This window comes from Xanthomonas sp. DAR 34887, assembly GCF_041245805.1.
GTDB lineage: Bacteria > Pseudomonadota > Gammaproteobacteria > Xanthomonadales > Xanthomonadaceae > Xanthomonas_A > Xanthomonas_A tesorieronis.
Window position 1 is genome coordinate 832,945 of sequence record NZ_CP162490.1, and the last position, 15,409, is coordinate 848,353.

16 protein-coding genes are annotated in these 15,409 nt (G+C 68.8%); 14 read left to right on the top strand and 2 right to left on the bottom strand.

Annotated elements, in window-relative coordinates; all coding sequences use genetic code 11:
* The first annotated feature begins 98 nt into the window (after positions 1–98).
* The 8 genes from AB3X08_RS03635 to hslU all read left to right on the top strand — a co-directional run bounded on the left by AB3X08_RS03635 (position 99) and on the right by hslU (position 5,721).
* Positions 99–482 (top strand): YbaN family protein, encoded by a 384-nt coding sequence (locus tag AB3X08_RS03635; RefSeq protein WP_369936295.1) that lies wholly within the window; start codon positions 99–101, stop codon positions 480–482.
* Positions 483–580: 98 nt separating this feature from the next.
* Complete coding sequence (lptM, locus tag AB3X08_RS03640; protein WP_369936297.1) at positions 581–832, top strand: LPS translocon maturation chaperone LptM; 252 nt, start codon at positions 581–583, stop codon at positions 830–832.
* Positions 825–1,679 (top strand): diaminopimelate epimerase, encoded by an 855-nt coding sequence (gene dapF / locus AB3X08_RS03645; RefSeq protein WP_369936299.1) that lies wholly within the window; start codon positions 825–827, stop codon positions 1,677–1,679. The genes lptM and dapF overlap by 8 nt, the downstream gene beginning before the upstream one ends.
* Positions 1,676–2,347 carry a DUF484 family protein gene (locus tag AB3X08_RS03650; protein ID WP_369936300.1) on the top strand — a complete coding sequence of 224 codons (672 nt, stop codon included), beginning with the start codon at positions 1,676–1,678 and terminating at the stop codon, positions 2,345–2,347. The genes dapF and AB3X08_RS03650 overlap by 4 nt, the downstream gene beginning before the upstream one ends.
* 140 nt (positions 2,348–2,487) lie before the next feature.
* Positions 2,488–3,318: a tyrosine recombinase XerC gene (gene xerC / locus AB3X08_RS03655; RefSeq protein ID WP_369936302.1), complete on the top strand. Its 831-nt coding sequence runs from the start codon at positions 2,488–2,490 to the stop codon at positions 3,316–3,318.
* A 110-nt stretch (positions 3,319–3,428) separates the two neighbouring features.
* Complete coding sequence (locus tag AB3X08_RS03660) at positions 3,429–3,653, top strand: DUF3079 domain-containing protein (RefSeq protein WP_369936303.1); 225 nt, start codon at positions 3,429–3,431, stop codon at positions 3,651–3,653.
* 48 nt (positions 3,654–3,701) lie between these two features.
* On the top strand, positions 3,702–4,253 hold the full coding sequence (hslV, locus tag AB3X08_RS03665) for an ATP-dependent protease subunit HslV (protein ID WP_003465879.1): 552 nt from the start codon (positions 3,702–3,704) through the stop codon (positions 4,251–4,253).
* A gap of 100 nt (positions 4,254–4,353) precedes the next feature.
* Entirely contained in the window at positions 4,354–5,721 is a 1,368-nt protein-coding gene (hslU, locus tag AB3X08_RS03670; protein WP_369936304.1) for an ATP-dependent protease ATPase subunit HslU, read from the top strand.
* A 389-nt stretch (positions 5,722–6,110) separates the two neighbouring features.
* Here hslU and AB3X08_RS03675 read toward each other — a convergent pair whose 3' ends face one another.
* A complete protein-coding gene (locus AB3X08_RS03675; RefSeq protein ID WP_369936306.1) occupies positions 6,111–7,475 on the bottom strand; it encodes a DUF2252 domain-containing protein in 1,365 nt (454 codons plus the stop codon).
* A 149-nt stretch (positions 7,476–7,624) separates the two neighbouring features.
* Positions 7,625–8,080 (bottom strand): nucleoside deaminase, encoded by a 456-nt coding sequence (locus tag AB3X08_RS03680; protein WP_369936308.1) that lies wholly within the window; start codon positions 8,078–8,080, stop codon positions 7,625–7,627.
* Positions 8,081–8,389: 309 nt separating this feature from the next.
* On the opposite strand from AB3X08_RS03680, the gene AB3X08_RS03685 reads away from it, so the two are divergent.
* The 6 genes from AB3X08_RS03685 (at position 8,390) to AB3X08_RS03710 (ending at position 15,088) form a co-directional block, all read left to right on the top strand.
* The gene (locus tag AB3X08_RS03685) at positions 8,390–9,496 is read left to right on the top strand and encodes a porin (RefSeq protein ID WP_369938406.1); all 1,107 of its coding nucleotides are present in this window, start codon (positions 8,390–8,392) and stop codon (positions 9,494–9,496) included.
* 203 nt (positions 9,497–9,699) lie between these two features.
* Complete coding sequence (gene ubiE / locus AB3X08_RS03690; protein ID WP_145703075.1) at positions 9,700–10,461, top strand: bifunctional demethylmenaquinone methyltransferase/2-methoxy-6-polyprenyl-1,4-benzoquinol methylase UbiE; 762 nt, start codon at positions 9,700–9,702, stop codon at positions 10,459–10,461.
* Positions 10,462–10,620: 159 nt separating this feature from the next.
* Positions 10,621–12,561 (top strand): M1 family metallopeptidase, encoded by a 1,941-nt coding sequence (locus tag AB3X08_RS03695; protein ID WP_369936310.1) that lies wholly within the window; start codon positions 10,621–10,623, stop codon positions 12,559–12,561.
* Between the two features lie 204 nt (positions 12,562–12,765).
* A complete protein-coding gene (locus AB3X08_RS03700; RefSeq protein WP_369936312.1) occupies positions 12,766–13,755 on the top strand; it encodes an alpha/beta fold hydrolase in 990 nt (329 codons plus the stop codon).
* The gene (locus AB3X08_RS03705; RefSeq protein WP_369936314.1) at positions 13,752–14,471 is read left to right on the top strand and encodes a hypothetical protein; all 720 of its coding nucleotides are present in this window, start codon (positions 13,752–13,754) and stop codon (positions 14,469–14,471) included. The genes AB3X08_RS03700 and AB3X08_RS03705 overlap by 4 nt, the downstream gene beginning before the upstream one ends.
* The gene (locus AB3X08_RS03710) at positions 14,462–15,088 is read left to right on the top strand and encodes an HAD family hydrolase (protein WP_369936315.1); all 627 of its coding nucleotides are present in this window, start codon (positions 14,462–14,464) and stop codon (positions 15,086–15,088) included. The genes AB3X08_RS03705 and AB3X08_RS03710 overlap by 10 nt, the downstream gene beginning before the upstream one ends.
* Positions 15,089–15,409: the final 321 nt, after the last annotated feature.

The window sequence follows — 15,409 nt, forward strand, 5'->3', positions numbered from 1 at the left end:
ATCCCGCTCCTCGCGTCTGAATTCGCCCGCGCAGGAGGCGGGCGCCGAGGGCGCATATCGCCCGCATCGCCGCCCGGCCGCGGCTTTATCATGCGTCGATGGAACCCCCTTCCCGTTTCCGCTGGGCCTGGTGGCTGCTGGCCTACGTCAGCCTGGCCACGGGCATCGTCGGCATTTTCGTGCCAGGGTTGCCGACGACGGTGTTCGTGCTGATTTCGGCCTATGCCGCCTCGCGCGGCTCCGAGCGCCTGCGCCGGCGGTTGCTGGAGGATCCGCGGTTCGGCGCCAGCATCCGCGATTGGGAGGCGCACGGCGCGGTCAGCCGCCGCGGCAAGTGGATGGCCACGCTGACCATGGCGGTGTGCGCGCTGGTGCTGCTGCTGTTCGTGCACAAGCCGTGGGTGCAGGTCGTGGCGATCGGCTGCATGAGTTGCGTGGCGCTGTGGCTGTGGCTGCGCCCGGAGCCGCCGCCGCGCGCGTGAAGCGGGATCGCGCATCCGCATCGGCCGGACATGGCGGCGCTGGCCGCAGCGTGGCCGGCGGCACAGCCGGTTCATGCCCTTCTGGCTATACTCGGCGCATGAGCACATCGTTCCGTCATTTGATCCGTATCGCCCTGTGCGGCGCCGCCCTGCTGGCGCTGTCCGGTTGCGGCAACAAGGGCCCGTTGGTGATGCCGCAGAAGCCGGTACCGGTGGAGGCCGCACCGGCCGCCGCGCCCGACGCGACGCCGCCCGCCACCACCGATCCGGCCGGCCAGGCGCAGCCGGTCGATGGTCAGCAGCAGCCGACCGACGCCACCAGCCCCACGCCCACCGATGGGAATGAGTGAGGCCAGCGTCGCGGCGCGCCTGCGCTTTTCCAAGATGCAGGGCGCGGGCAACGATTTCGTGGTGCTCGATCTGCGCGACGGCACCCCGCCGCCGGACGCCGCGCTGGCGGTGCGCCTGGCCGACCGCCATTTCGGCGTCGGCTGCGACCAACTGCTGACCATCGAGGCGCCGCGCAGCGCCGACGCGGTGGCCAGCTACCGCATCTGGAATACCGACGGCAGCCTGGCCGGGCAGTGCGGCAACGGTGCGCGCTGCGTCGCCGCCTGGCTGGTGCGCGACGGCGCCGCCGGCAACGATCCGTTCGTCATCGACAGTCCGTTCGCCTCGCACCGCATCGAACGCAACGCCGACGGCCAGTTCGCGGTGGCGATGGGCGTGCCGCGCTTCGCCCCGGAGAACGTGCCGCTGATCGGCTTCCCGCGCATGCGCGAGGAATATGTGCTGCCGCTGCAGGGCGGCAGCGTGCGCTTCGGCGCGGTGTCGATGGGCAATCCGCATGCGGTGCTGGAAGTGGGCCTGGTCGATGCCGCCCCGGTCGAGCGGCTGGGGCCGCTCCTGCAGCAGCACGCGTCGTTTCCCGATTCGGTCAACGTCGGCTTCGCCCAGGTGATCGACCGCGGCCATGTGCGCCTGCGCGTGTACGAGCGCGGCGTCGGCGAGACCCTGGCCTGCGGCAGCGGCGCCTGCGCGGCCGCGGCGGTGCTGATCCAGCGCGGCCGCGTGGACCGCGACGTGCGCGTGGTGCTGCCTGGCGGCGAACTGCGGATCCACTGGCCGCACGACGATGCGCCGGTGGTGATGTCCGGGCCGGCCGCATTCGTTTTCGATGGGGAGTGGATCCGATGAGCGAGACCCAGGACAAGATCGGCGCGCACGAAATCGCCGCATGGCTGCGCCGGCATCCGGCGTTCCTGAAACAGTTCCCCGACCTGGCGCTGACCCTGGTGGTGCCGCGCGACGACGGCCCGACCGCGTCGCTGGCCAGCTACCAGCTGGAAGTGCTGCGCGACAAGAACCGCGAGCTGTCGCGGCGCCTGTCCGAGCTGGCCGGCAATGCCCAGGTCAACGAGCGGTTGGCGGTGCGGACCCATCAGCTGACCCTGGCGCTGATGCGCCAGACCAGCGCCGCCGACAGCGTGCGCGCGATGGCCGCGTCGCTGCAGGAGGATTTCCAGGGCGACCTGGTCAGCATCGTGCTGCTGCGGCCGCTGCCCGGGCTGGAGCAGGCGCCGTGGCTGCAGATCCTGGCGCAGGACGACCCGCGGCTGGCGCCGTTCCGCGACTGCCTGAAGGACGGCGAGCCGATCTGCGGCCGCCTGCAGCCGGAAAAGCAGGCGCTGCTGTACGGCGAGCGCCTCGAGGAAGTGCAGTCCACCGCGCTGCTGCCGCTGCCGGGCGTGGGCCTGCTTGCGGTCGGCAGCCACGATCCGAATCGCTTCTACCCCGGCATGGGCACCTTGTTCCTGCGCATGATGGGCGAGTCGCTGACGGTGGCGCTGCAGCGCTTCGCATGAGCGCCGGGACGCGGGACTCGGGACTCGGGACTAGGAAAAAGCGCGCCGACGCGCGCACCGATGCGTCGGCTGTCGATGCCGAATCCCCAATCCCGAATCCCCAATCCCGGTTCCTCAGCTATCTGCACGTCGAACGGCGCATGTCCGCGCACACGCTGGATGCCTACCGCCGCGACCTGGCCGCGTTGGCGGCGTGGGCGGCGGACAATGCCGGTGGCGACCTCGCCGCGCTCGATGCCGAGCAGCTGCGCCATTTCATCGCCGCCGAGCACCGTCGCGGGCTGTCGCCCAAAAGCCTGCAGCGCCGCCTGTCGGCGTGCCGCAGTTTCTATGCGTGGTTGCTCAAGCATGGCCAGATCGCCGCCAGCCCGGCCGCCGCGCTACGCGCGCCGAAGGCGCCGCGCAAGCTGCCGCAGGTGCTGGACGCGGACGAGGCGGTGCGCCTGGTCGAAGTGCCGACCGATGCGCCGCTGGGCCTGCGCGATCGCGCGCTGCTGGAACTGTTCTATTCCTCGGGGCTGCGCCTGAGCGAGCTGTGCGCGCTGCGCTGGCGCGACCTGGATTTCGCCGGCGGCCTGGTCCGCGTGCTCGGCAAGGGCAACAAGCAGCGGCTGGTGCCGGTCGGCTCGCACGCGCGCAAGGCGCTGCTGGAATGGCAGGCGGAGACTAAGGCGGCGGCCGAGGCGCCGGTGTTCCCGGGCCGCGGCGGCGCGCCGATCGGGGCGCGCGCGGTGCAGATCCGGATCAAGCAGCTGGCCGGGCGCCAGGGCCTGTTCAAGCACGTGCACCCGCACATGCTGCGGCACAGCTTCGCCAGCCACATCCTCGAATCCTCCGGCGACCTGCGCGGCGTGCAGGAACTGCTCGGCCACGCCGACATCGCCACCACGCAGATCTACACCCACCTGGATTTCCAGCACCTGGCCAAGGTCTACGACGCCGCGCATCCGCGCGCCAAGCGCAAATCCTGACGGCCGAACGCAGCCGTACCGTCGCGCGTTCGCACGCGTTTGTTCTGGATCAAGGCGCGCGCCGCTGCGAGCGCAGAGAGTGTCCGCCGAACGTGCAGCGAGGCAGGTCGATGGCGAAACCCTTTCCGTTGAAACCCGCGCATCCCGAGCGGATCTGCTGGGGCTGCGACCGCTATTGCGCGGCGGACGATCTGGCCTGCGGCAACGGCAGCGGACGCGTCATGCACCCGCTGGAGCTGCAGGGTGAGGACTGGTACCTGCTGTGGGGCGTCGAACCGGAGTCCGAGCACCCGGGCCGCGCGAAGATCGGCGGCGATCGGCAAGCGGATGCTTGAACGGGCGGCGGCATGCCCCCACACCTGAAGAACCGCTCAGGAGGCCGCATGGACCCCAGTCAAAATCCCAATGTTTTCCACGCCACCACGATCCTGTCGGTGCGCCGCAACGGCCATGTCGCCGTGGCCGGCGATGGTCAGGTCACGCTGGGCCATACCGTGATGAAGGGCAATGCGCGCAAGGTGCGCCGGCTCGGCCGCGACGGCCAGGTGCTGGCCGGTTTCGCCGGCGCCGCCGCCGATGCGTTCACCCTGTTCGAACTGTTCGAGGCCAAGCTCGAGAAGCACGGCCAGCTGACCCGCGCGGCGGTGGAACTGGCCAAGGACTGGCGCACCGAACGCCGCCTGGGCAAGCTCGAGGCATTGCTGGCGGTGGCCGACAAGGAAACCTCGCTGATCATCAGCGGCACCGGCGACGTGATCGAGCCGGAGGACGGCATCATCGCCATCGGTTCCGGCGGTTCCTACGCGCTGTCGGCGGCGCGCGCGCTGCTCGGCCACACCGAGCTCGACGCGAAGACCATCGCGGTCGAAGCGCTGAATATCGCCGGCGACATCTGCATCTATACCAATCGCAACGTGGTGGTCGAGGAGCTGTGATTCGGGAGTGGGGATTGGGGATTCGCAGAAGCGCTCCTTTCCCTGTGCCCCGACACGCATCGATCGTTCCCATTCCGCTTCTACGAATCCCCAATCCCCAATGCCAAATCCCGATACCTCAACCATGACCCCGCGCGAAATCGTGCAGGAGCTGGACCGCCACATCGTCGGCCAGCACGACGCCAAGCGCGCGGTGGCGATCGCGCTGCGCAACCGTTGGCGGCGCATGCAGCTGCCCGATGCGCTGCGCAACGAAGTGATGCCCAAGAACATCCTGATGATCGGTCCCACCGGCGTCGGCAAGACCGAGATCGCGCGGCGCCTGGCGACGCTGGCCAACGCGCCGTTCGTCAAGGTCGAGGCCACCCGCTTCACCGAGGTCGGCTACGTCGGCAAGGACGTGGAGCAGATCGTGCGCGACCTGGCCGACACCGCGGTCAAGCTGTATCGCGAACAGGCCAAGACCCGCGTGCGCACCCAGGCCGAGGAACGCGCCGAAGACCGCATCCTCGACGCGTTGCTGCCGCGGCGCAGCGCCGGCATCGGCTTCGATCCGGAGGCCGCGCGCAACGAGCCTTCGGCGCAGGACAACGATACACGCAGCAAGTTCCGGCGCATGCTGCGCGCCGGCGAACTGGACGAGCGCGAGATCGAACTGGACGTGGCGGTCAACGTCAGCATGGACATCATGACCCCGCCGGGCATGGAGGAAATGGGCCAGCAGCTGCGGCAGATGTTCTCGAATCTGGGCGGCAGCAAGTCGCAGTCGCGCAAGCTGACGATCAAGGCGGCGCGGCCGCTGCTGATCGAGGAAGAGGCCGGCAAGCTGGTCAACGAGGAAGACGTGCGCGCCGCGGCGATCGAAGCCTGCGAGCAGCACGGCATCGTGTTCATCGACGAGATCGACAAGGTCGCCAAGCGCGGCGAGGCCGGGGCGTCCGGTGGTGACGTGTCGCGCGAAGGCGTGCAGCGCGACCTGTTGCCGCTGGTCGAAGGCTCCAACGTCAGCACCAAGTACGGCACGGTCAAGACCGACCACATCCTGTTCATCGCCTCCGGCGCGTTCCACCTGGCCAAGCCCAGCGACCTGATCCCCGAGCTGCAGGGCCGCTTCCCGATCCGGGTCGAGTTGTCGGCGCTGTCCAAGGAAGACTTCATCCGCATCCTCACCGAGCCGAAGGCGGCGTTGAGCAAGCAGTACGAAGCGCTGCTGCTGACCGAAGGCGTGACCCTGAGCTTCACCGACGATGCGATCGAGCGCCTTGCCGAGATCGCGTTCCTGGTCAACGAGCGCCAGGAGAACATCGGCGCACGGCGCCTGCACACGGTGCTCGAGCGCCTGCTCGATACGCTGAGCTTCGAGGCGCCGGATCGCGACGGGCAGAGCGTCACCGTCGATGCGGTCTACGTCGATGCGCACCTGGGCGAACTGGTGCAGGATCCGGACTTGAGCCGCTACATCCTGTAGTCGTGGCGGCCGGCTGGGCGCAGGTGAGCCGGCGCCACAGTGCTGCAAATAATCGCTTGCGGCCAATAAAGTTGTGGGAGCGACTTCAGTCGCGACGGGCTTTCCCGGGAAAGCTTCGTCGCGACTGAAGTCGCTCCCACAGAAGGTCTATCGGCAAACCGGAGCCGGAACAAAGTGCGCCTGCGCAGCGCGCAGCACAGCGGCGCTTCCGGCTGCGTGCGGCCACACGAAAGCCTGCCAGGCGTCGGTCCCCCGGAACCCTGTAGGCGTCTGCAGGCGGAGGTCCCCCGGAACCCTGTAGGAGCGGCTTCAGCCGCGACGCTTTACCGACAGTGCCTGTCGCGGCTGACGCCGCTCCTACAGGGTTTCCTCTGCGGTGACCGCCGCGCTCAGTACAGCGGCGTTCCGGCCTGGTACGCGGCTACGAATCCCTGCCAGTCCAGCTGCACTTGCGCGGCGTAGTCGAACGCGAATTGGCGCAGCTCCGATTTCAGTCCGCTCTTGCTGCTGGCGGCCGCGTCGATCTGCTTGTCGATGCTGTAGCCGACCACGGCCGGGTCGTAGTCCTGGTCGGACAGCGCGTGCGCCGAGGCCAGCGCCTGGCCCAGGTAGGTGGCGGCGGTGGCCAGCTTGCCGGCGCTGCCCAGCGCGGTCGGGTCCAGGTCTTCCTGGAACGGCGATTTCTCGTGCACGTAGAACGGCACGCCGGCGACGCTGGCGTAGCCGATCAGCACGTCGGCATCCAGGGTCTGCGCCTTGGCGGTGCGCGCCACGCGTTCGCCTTCGTGGTTGTCGTAGCTGGAGGCGGGCATCTGCGACGGCGCGGCGACGGCGACCACGCTGGCCCCTTCCTGCTTCCATTCCAGGATCACGTCGTCGATGGTCGCGCTGCTCGCACCTTCGATCAGCACGTACAGCCGCTGCCGGCCGAGGCTGCCGGTGCCCGAACCGAGTTTCTGGCGCACGTCCTTGATCGTGTAGTAACTGGACGCATGGCGCTTGGATGCCGCGATCGAGGCCACATAGCCGTTCATCGCCGCGGCGACCGCCGAGGCGGTGGCGCTGTCCACCGCGACCAGGTTGTCCAGGCTCTGGAAGCTGCGCTTGCCACCGCTGACCACCGTGTATTTGGCCAGCAGGCTGCTGCGGCTCTTGCCGTCGGCGCTGTCGATGGCCTTGGCCACCACGCCGCTGGTGTTGCTCGTGGACAGCTTGAAGCTCTTCTCGGCGTCGCTGCCCTTGAAGTCGCCGATCTTGTCCAGGTACGCGCCGACCATGGTGTCGATCGCGCTGCCGATGTCGCTGTCGGACAGGCCGTTGTCGCGCCCGGCCAGGACCATGCTCGCCGCCAGCCGGCGCAGGTCCCACACGTACTGGCCGAGGTGGCCTTCGTCGAAGTCGGCGACCTGGAACACCGCCTTGCCGCTGCTGTCGCGCGCGGCGTCGAAGTTGCCGATGTGGGTGTCGCCGCCGAGCCAGGTGTAGCCGGTCTGCGGGCTGGTCCACAGCGACGCCGGCAAGGTCGTCATGTCCTGGTAGAACAGGTGGTCGGTGCCGCGATAGAACGCGTAGGCGCTGCCGGCCATCGTCGCCATCTTGGTGTCCAGCTCGGCCTGCTGCGCCGCGTAGGGGTGGTTGTAGTCGTGGATCTGCTGCACCACCCAGGCATCGCGCTGGTTCGCGGCGGTGGCGCAGCCGGCGGCGGCGGCGAGGATCAGGCCGAGCAGCCGCAGGCGCGGCAGGCGGGTGGACATGGCGGGTCTCCAGGCGCGGACAGGGCGACCAGTCCAGCACGCCGGCATTGCACGGCGATGAATCCGGGCCCGGCCCGATCCGGCGCAGGCTTCGCTACAAATAGCGCAGGCAGGCCGACTCCCCGGGGTTGGATGACCGCGGCGCGCGCTCAGTCCTCGCCGATGTCCTCGTTCCACACGTCCGGATGGGCCGCGATGTAGCCGCCGAGCAGGTCGATGCACTCCTGGCTGTGCAGGTCGATCACGGTGACGCCGTTCTCGCGCAGCCAGTCGATGCCGCCCTGGAAGGTCACCGATTCGCCGACCACCACGGTGCCGATGTTGAACTGCCGCACCAGGCCGCTGCAGTACCAGCACGGCGCCAGCGTGGTGACCATGATGGTGTCCTTGTAGCGGCGCTGGCGGCCGGCCTTGCGGAACGCATCGGTCTCGCCGTGCACCGACGGGTCGCCTTCCTGCACGCGGCGGTTGTGGCCGCAGCCGAGCAGGCGGCCGTCGTTGTGGTACAGCGCCGCGCCGATCGGGATGCCGCCCTCGGCCAGGCCCTGGCGGGCCTCGGCGATGGCGGTGTCGAGCAGGGCGCGGTAGTCGGGCGTGGTCAGCATCGCAGGCGGTTCCGAGGTGGGAGAGGGCCATAGTGCGCACGGCCGCGCTGGCTGTCACCTGCGCCGCGGCAGCACAGGGAGGCGCGTGCGATCGTCGCTGTGCCGTCCTGGCGCGCGCAGCGTCGATGCCGGCGCAGGTCGGTGCCCGGCGGGGCCGCTTTACTTGCCGCCCGAATAGGGCTATGAACGCTCTACCCCACCCCCCACATCGCCGGCTCGGCGTACGCCCTGCTGCATAGACGTTGTTGTCCGTTCTACGGGAGACACGCGATGCGCAATACGATGTGGAAAGGAGTTGTGGGCGTGGCCATGGCCATCGCAGGGGCGGGCGGCGCGGCGCAGGCACTGGCGCAGGAGCCGCAGGCGCAGGGGTTGCACTGGGACGACGGTAAAGCCAGCGTCAGCCTGTACGGCACGCTGGACGTGGGCTATGTCGGTCGCCGCGGCGGCAATGGCGCGGTGCCCGACATGGGCAGCGAGCACGACGTGCAGAGTGCGGCTGGGCCCGATGGCAGCAATGTCGGCGTCAAGCTCGGCTACGACCTCGGCAACGGCACCCGCCTCATCGGCGAAGCCGAGTTCGGGTTCAACCTGGCTGGGCAGAAGGAGGACGGCAGCGGCGGCAAGACCTTCTACAACCGGCATTCGTGGCTGGGCGCGACCGGCCAATGGGGCACGTTGCTCGCCGGCACCGTGGACGGCGGCCGCGCGTCGCTGCTCAAGCAATACGACCCGTTCAAGGGCCGCTCGGTCGCCAGCGCGGGGTCGGTGCAGCTGGTGCTCACCCGCGCCAAGGAAGCGGTGGTGTACGTCACGCCCACCTGGCAAGGACTCAACGCCACCTTCGCCTATACGCCCAACATCAACAGCGTCAGCGACCACGACAGCCGCAGCCCGTTGTACGCGGTAATCCTGGGCTATAGCCACGGACCGCTGAGCCTGGGTTACGACCATGAGGAAGAATGGTGGAACGCGGTGCCCGGGCTGACCCGGCTCAGGATCAACCTGTTCGGCGCCAGCTACGATTTCGGCCCGCTCAAGCTGCACGGGTTCTACGAGCGTATCGACATCGAACAGCCCTTCGACGTTGCCGCGCTGGGCTACTTTCACGAGCACAAGGGCTACCTGCTGGGCGCTACCGTGCCGATGGGCAGTAAGGGGTTGTGGAAGGCCGCCTGGAGCCGCCGCGACTCCGCATACGTGGACAACACCTGTTCCAAGTGGGGCGTCGGCTACCAGCACACGTTGGCCGAAAAAGCCTACCTCTATGCCGACTATGCGCGAATCAGCAATGGCGCCAACGGCACCTGTACCATCGCCTACAGCAACGAGCAGACCTCCTCCGACCTGGGCCGGGGCGATGCCGGCGGCTACGGCATCGAGGGGGTGGATTTCGGCGTGGTGCTGAAGTTCTGAGTGCGGAAACGTTCGACCGCGTCGCGTGGCCGGCCGGGGACCGGGCGCGCGGCGCGGCGGCAAGCGCGCGAGGCCGCTACGCCAGGCTGGCAGCGGCCCGCATCCGTGGCCTCGGGCGTGGTCGGCACCGGCTTGGCGGCCCAGGTCGGGTGCGACCACCCGCCGCAAGCCACGACCGCGCCAGCAGTGCGATAATCCCCGCCATGAGCGAATCCCCCTACAAGTCCGGCACTACCCATTTCGGCTTCCGCGACGTCGCCGCCAAGGACAAGCAGAAGCTGGTCGGCGAGGTGTTCACCTCGGTCGCCGGCAACTACGACCTGATGAACGACCTGATGAGCCTGGGCATCCACCGGGCCTGGAAGCGCTACTTCGTGGCCACCGCGCAGGTCAAGCCGGGCGACCGCGTGCTCGACCTGGCCGGCGGTACCGGCGATATCGCCGCGCTGCTGAAGGAGCGGGTCGGCGACGAGGGCGCGGTGGTGCTGGGCGACATCAACGCCGGCATGCTGTCGGTGGGCCGCGACCGGCTGACCAACCGCGGCCTGGTCGCGGGCCTGGACTATGTGCAGTGCAACGCCGAGGCGCTGCCGTTCCCGGACCAGAGCTTCGACCTGGTCACCATTGCCTTCGGCCTGCGCAACGTCACCGACAAGGACGCGGCGCTGCGCGAGATGTACCGGGTGCTGAAGGTCGGCGGGCAGGCGCGGGTGCTGGAGTTTTCCGAGGTCACCGCCGACTGGTTCAAGCCGATCTACGACTTCCATTCGTTCAAGATCCTGCCGCGCCTGGGCAAGCTGTTCGCCAAGGATGCCGACAGCTACCAGTACCTGGCCGAGAGCATCCGCAAGCATCCGCCGCAGGACGCGCTGAAGGGCATGATGGCCGAGGCCGGCTTCGCCCGCAGCCACTACAAGAACCTGACCGGCGGCATCGTGGCGATCCATTCCGGTTACAAGATTTAAAAAGCGGGATTTGGGATTGGAGATTCGGGATTGGTGAAGCGCGGACTGCTCCGCTTTACGAATCCCCACTCCCGAATCCCCGCTTTTCCACAGCCGAATGGCTGGTCATCCCAGCCTTCAAGGTAAACTGCGGGTTTCCCCGAACCGGTGCTGTCCGCCATGCGTTCCCCGTTCCTGTTGTTGTCCCTGGCCGCGGTGATCGCGTCCGGGTGTTCCCGTGAAGCGCCCGCGCCCGATGCGGCCGCTCCCGCCGCCAAGCCCGCGTCCACCGCCGTGAAACCCGCCGACCGCAGCCACGACGAAAGCTCCTACGCCGAGCCGGGCAAGGTCGTGATCAAGGATCTGGCGCTGGACCTGAAGCTGGACTTCGACAGCAAGCAGATCGGCGGCACCGCCACCTATACGCTGGACTGGAAGGACAAGAACGCCAAGCAGCTGCTGCTGGACACGCGCGAGCTGACCATCGAACAGGTGCAGGGCGACGACGGCAAGGGCAATCTGGCGCCGCTGCAGTACGCGCTGGCGCCGGCCGACAAGATCTACGGCAGCAAGCTGACCATCGAAGCGCCGAACCAGCCGCAGAAGGTCACCATCGCCTACCACACCGCCGCGACCGCCTCGGGCCTGCAGTGGCTGGAGCCGTCGATGACCGAGGGCAAGAAACTGCCCTTCATGTTCAGCCAGTCGCAGGCGATCCATGCGCGCAGCTGGGTGCCGCTGCAGGACACGCCGAGCGTGCGCTTCACCTACAGCGCGCACGTGGTGTCGCGTCCGGACGTGATGGTGCTGATGAGCGCCGACAACGACCCGAAGGCGGCGCGCGACGGCGACTACACGTTCAAGATGCCGCAGCCGATCCCGTCCTACCTGCTGGCCATCGCCGCCGGCGACCTGGTGTTCAAGCCGATCTCCGCGCGTTCGGGCGTGTGGGCCGAGCCGACCATGGCCGACAAGGCGGCCAAGGAGTTCGAGGACACCGAGAAGATGATCGTCGCCGCCGAGACGTTGTACGGTCCGTACCGCTGGGGCCGCTACGACATGCTGGTGCTGCCGCCGTCGTTCCCGTTCGGCGGCATGGAGAATCCGCGCCTGACCTTCGCCACCCCGACCGTGATCGTCGGCGACAAGTCGCTGGTGTCGCTGATCGCGCACGAGCTGGCGCATAGCTGGTCCGGCAACCTGGTGACCAACGCCAGCTGGAAGGACATCTGGCTCAACGAAGGCTTCACCACCTACGTGCAGGCGCGCATCACCGAAGCGCTGTACGGCGCCGAAGCGGCGGAGATGGAGCGCGAGATCGACCAGACCGACCTGCTCGCCGAGGTCAAGGACATGAGCCCGGCCGACCAGGCGCTGGCGCTGCCGGCGCTGACCGAGCGCGATCCGGACGATGCGCTGAGCCAGGTCGCCTACGTCAAGGGCGCCTGGTTCCTGCAGTTCCTGGAACAGCGCTTCGGCCGCGCCACCTTCGATGCGTTCCTGCGCGGCTGGTTCGACGACCACGCGTTCCAGAGCGCCAACACCGACCAGTTCGTCGACTATCTGAAGAAGAACCTGCTGGCCAAGAAGCCCGATGCGGTCAGCGAGGCCGAGCTGCACGCGTGGCTGGACGAGCCGGGCATCCCGGCGTTCGCGCAGAAGGCGCGTTCGCGCAACTTCGCGATGGTCGATACCGCGCGCATCGCCTGGGCCGGCAGCGGCACGCTGCCGGGCAAGCAGGTCACCGACGCCTGGAGCACGCAGGAGTGGACGCGCTTCCTCAGCGGCCTGGGCGCCACGCTCAAGCCCGAGCAGCTCAAGCAGGTCGACGCCGCCTACCACTTCACCGGCACCCCGAACGGCGAGATCGCGATGCGCTGGTATCCGCTGGCGATCCGCAGCGGCTACGCCGAAGCGCGCCCGGCCGCCGGCGAGTTCATCGCCCGCGTCGGCCGCCGCAAGCTGATCCTGCCGATCTACGCCGAGCTGGTGAAGACCCCGGACGGGCTGGCCTTCGCCAAGCAGATCTTCGCCCAGGCCAAGCCCGGCTACCACCCGATCACCACGGTGTCGGTGGAAGACATGCTGGCCAAGGCCGACAAGGGCGCCGCCGCGCACTGAGGCGGCGCTGCGCGAACGCGCGGCGCGGATCGCGGCGCCGGGAGCAGTCCCGGCGCCGTTTTTCGTTTGCGCGGCGGCGACTGCCGCCGCGCAGTACCTGCGGCACGCCGATCCGGGCGCACTGCGCCCGTGCGCAGGACTTGGCGCAAACCGGGCCGCATGCGAAGGTAGGCGCATGGCCCGTTTCCGGTTCCCGGCTCTTCCATGTTGCTGATCCTGTTGTTGCTGCTGGTGGCGTTCACCGCGCTGGCCGTGGGGTTGGCCCTGTTGGTGGGCGTGGTGCTGGTGGTGCGCAGCAAGCCGTTCCTGCTGGTGCGCCTGGAAGGCCTGCGCCTGCGCCGCGGCAGCGGCCTACGGCGCCGCCAGGCGCAGGTCGCCGGGCACCGCTGGACCTACCTGCACCGCGCCGCGGCCGATCCCGCCGCCCCTGCGCTGCTGCTGGTGCACGGCTTCACCGGCAGCAAGGAAAATTGGTTGCCGCTGGCGCGCGCGCTCGGCGATCGCTATCACCTGTTCATTCCCGATCTGCCCGGCTGGGCCGAGAGCCAGCGCATCGACGGGCAGGACTACGGCTTCGTCGCACAGGCCGAGCGCGTGGCCGCGTTCGCCGCGCAGTGCGTGCGCGGTACCGGCAGCGAATGCGTGCTGGTCGGGCATTCGATGGGCGGCGGCATCGCCGCGCTGGCCGCCGCGCGCCATCCGCAATTGTTCGATCGCGTCGGCCTGCTCAATGCCGCCGGCGTGCGTTTCGCCGACAACGCCTTTGGCCAGGCGGTGCTGGACGGCGACAATCCGTTCGCGGTGTACGACGCCGACTCGCTGCGCCGCTACATCGACACGGTGTTCCTGCTGGAGCCGAGCAAGCCGCGCATTCCGTCCTGGGCGGTGTCGTCGGTCGTCGCCTGGCGGCGCAGCGAGGCCGGCTTCGAACAGCAGGTGCTGGCGCGGATCGGACGCAGCGAAGAGGCCTTCCTGCCGTTCGAGGAAGCCGCGCATATCCACCAGCCGGCGCTGCTGCTGAACTGCGTGCAGGATGCGGTGATCGATGCCAGCGCGCTGTCGCTGTATGCGCAGCGCGTGCCACAGGCGCTGCAGGTGCTGCTCGATGGCAGCGGCCACATGTCCATCGTCGAGAAGCCGGCCGAGGTCGCGCAGGCGATCGATCACTTGATCCAACGAGGAGTCCCCCGATGAAACGCATTCTGCTCGGCGCGCTGTGCGCCGTCGCCCTGGCCGGTTGCGGCGACCACGAGGCCGAGCGCAAGGCGCAGGCCGCGGCCGAAGCGCAGGCCAAGGCGCAGGCCGCCGACGATCTGGCCAAGCAATACGATGCCGCGGTGAAGTCCGGCAACTGGGACCTGGCGCGCGTCCATGGCGCGGCGCTGCTGGAGCAGTATCCCGGTTCGGACGCGGCCGAGCGGATCGAGCCCGGCTATGCCGAGGTCAAGGCCAAGGGCGAGGCGGCGCGCGAGCTGCGGCGCATGCAGGCGGCCTGGGAATATTCGCAGGTGCCGGCCGGCAAGGGCACGCAGCGCTCGGCGATGCTGTACAGCCGCGACAAGGTCGATGTGGACGGCAGCGGCCCGAAGCCGGTGCAGCTGGTGTTCCGCGACCATCCCGAATGGAAGCGCAGCGCCTACCTGGTGCTGCAGGCCGGCGATTTCCGCTGCGCCGGCGGCTGCAAGGTGCAGTTGAAGGCCGACGATGCCGCGCCGCGCGCGGCCGCGGCGTGGCGCCCGAATACCGACGAGGCGATCGCGATGTTCATCAGCGACGACAAGGCGCTGTGGAAGCTGGCGCGCAAGACCACGGTGCTGCAGATCGAGTTTCCGGTGAAGGCCGGCGGCACCCGCACCGCGGTGTTCGAGACCGGCGGCCTGGACGGGTCGCAGATGCCCGGATGGGATTGAACGCGGCGGCGCCCGGCGCGCGCCTGGGCCAGGTGCGGCACTGGGTGTTCGACATGGACGGCACGCTGACCCGTGCGGTGCACGATTTCGCACTGATCCGCCGCGAGCTGCAGATTCCGCCGCAGGCCGACATCCTGCAGCATCTGGCTGCGCTGCCGGCGGAGGAGGGCGCAGCCAAGCATGCCTGGCTGCTCGAGCACGAACGCGCGTTGGCGTTGGAGGCCGTCGCCGCACCCGGCGCGCCGGCATTGTTGCGCACGTTGCATGCGGCCGGTTGCCGGCTGGCGGTGCTGACCCGCAATGCGCAGGAACTGGCGCGGGTGACGTTGCGCGCGATCGGGGTGGAGCATCTGTTCGAGGACGCCAGCATTCTTGGCCGCGACGAGGCGCCGCCCAAGCCGCATCCTGGCGGGTTGCAGCAGCTTGCTGCGCGTTGGGGCGTGGCGCCGCATGCGCTGGTCATGCTCGGCGATCACGAATACGACCTGCAATGCGGGCGCGATGCCGGGGCGACCACGGTGCTGCTGCATGCGGACAATCCGTGGCCGGCGTTGGCCGATTTGCATTTCGCCGATTGCGCGGAGTTGCTGGCGTGGTGGCAGGACGCGGCTGCGTAGAGCAGCGTCTCTGTAGGAGCGGCTTCAGCCGCGACTGATTCTGTCAGGAAGGTGTCGCGGCTGAAGCCGCTCCTACAATGATTCTTCCATCGTCATCGCTATCGCTATCGCTATCGCTATCGCCAAAGCAAAGGCAACAGCTTTCGCCTGCAGCGAGTCACTTTTCTTTGCTTGTGCAAAGAAAAGTAACCAAAAGAAACACACCCTACTGCGCGCCCTCCGCGCTGCGCGCTCCGGGTCCGCGAATAGGACGGGATTCGCGGAAGGGGCATCCTGCCCCTGCCGCGAACGGCGCACATCCATGTGCGCCGCCCCTTCGGG

What these genes read in the sequence shown, in the direction of transcription:
- AB3X08_RS03635 (WP_369936295.1), top strand. Translation starts at nt 99, where the DNA reads ATGGAACCCCCTTCCCGTTTCCGCTGGGCCTGGTGGCTGCTGGCCTAC.
- lptM (WP_369936297.1), top strand. Translation starts at nt 581, where the DNA reads ATGAGCACATCGTTCCGTCATTTGATCCGTATCGCCCTGTGCGGCGCC.
- dapF (WP_369936299.1), top strand. Translation starts at nt 825, where the DNA reads ATGAGTGAGGCCAGCGTCGCGGCGCGCCTGCGCTTTTCCAAGATGCAG.
- AB3X08_RS03650 (WP_369936300.1), top strand. Translation starts at nt 1,676, where the DNA reads ATGAGCGAGACCCAGGACAAGATCGGCGCGCACGAAATCGCCGCATGG.
- xerC (WP_369936302.1), top strand. Translation starts at nt 2,488, where the DNA reads ATGTCCGCGCACACGCTGGATGCCTACCGCCGCGACCTGGCCGCGTTG.
- AB3X08_RS03660 (WP_369936303.1), top strand. Translation starts at nt 3,429, where the DNA reads ATGGCGAAACCCTTTCCGTTGAAACCCGCGCATCCCGAGCGGATCTGC.
- hslV (WP_003465879.1), top strand. Translation starts at nt 3,702, where the DNA reads ATGGACCCCAGTCAAAATCCCAATGTTTTCCACGCCACCACGATCCTG.
- hslU (WP_369936304.1), top strand. Translation starts at nt 4,354, where the DNA reads ATGCCAAATCCCGATACCTCAACCATGACCCCGCGCGAAATCGTGCAG.
- AB3X08_RS03675 (WP_369936306.1), bottom strand. Translation starts at nt 7,475, where the DNA reads ATGTCCACCCGCCTGCCGCGCCTGCGGCTGCTCGGCCTGATCCTCGCC.
- AB3X08_RS03680 (WP_369936308.1), bottom strand. Translation starts at nt 8,080, where the DNA reads ATGCTGACCACGCCCGACTACCGCGCCCTGCTCGACACCGCCATCGCC.
- AB3X08_RS03685 (WP_369938406.1), top strand. Translation starts at nt 8,390, where the DNA reads ATGGCCATCGCAGGGGCGGGCGGCGCGGCGCAGGCACTGGCGCAGGAG.
- ubiE (WP_145703075.1), top strand. Translation starts at nt 9,700, where the DNA reads ATGAGCGAATCCCCCTACAAGTCCGGCACTACCCATTTCGGCTTCCGC.
- AB3X08_RS03695 (WP_369936310.1), top strand. Translation starts at nt 10,621, where the DNA reads ATGCGTTCCCCGTTCCTGTTGTTGTCCCTGGCCGCGGTGATCGCGTCC.
- AB3X08_RS03700 (WP_369936312.1), top strand. Translation starts at nt 12,766, where the DNA reads ATGTTGCTGATCCTGTTGTTGCTGCTGGTGGCGTTCACCGCGCTGGCC.
- AB3X08_RS03705 (WP_369936314.1), top strand. Translation starts at nt 13,752, where the DNA reads ATGAAACGCATTCTGCTCGGCGCGCTGTGCGCCGTCGCCCTGGCCGGT.
- AB3X08_RS03710 (WP_369936315.1), top strand. Translation starts at nt 14,462, where the DNA reads ATGGGATTGAACGCGGCGGCGCCCGGCGCGCGCCTGGGCCAGGTGCGG.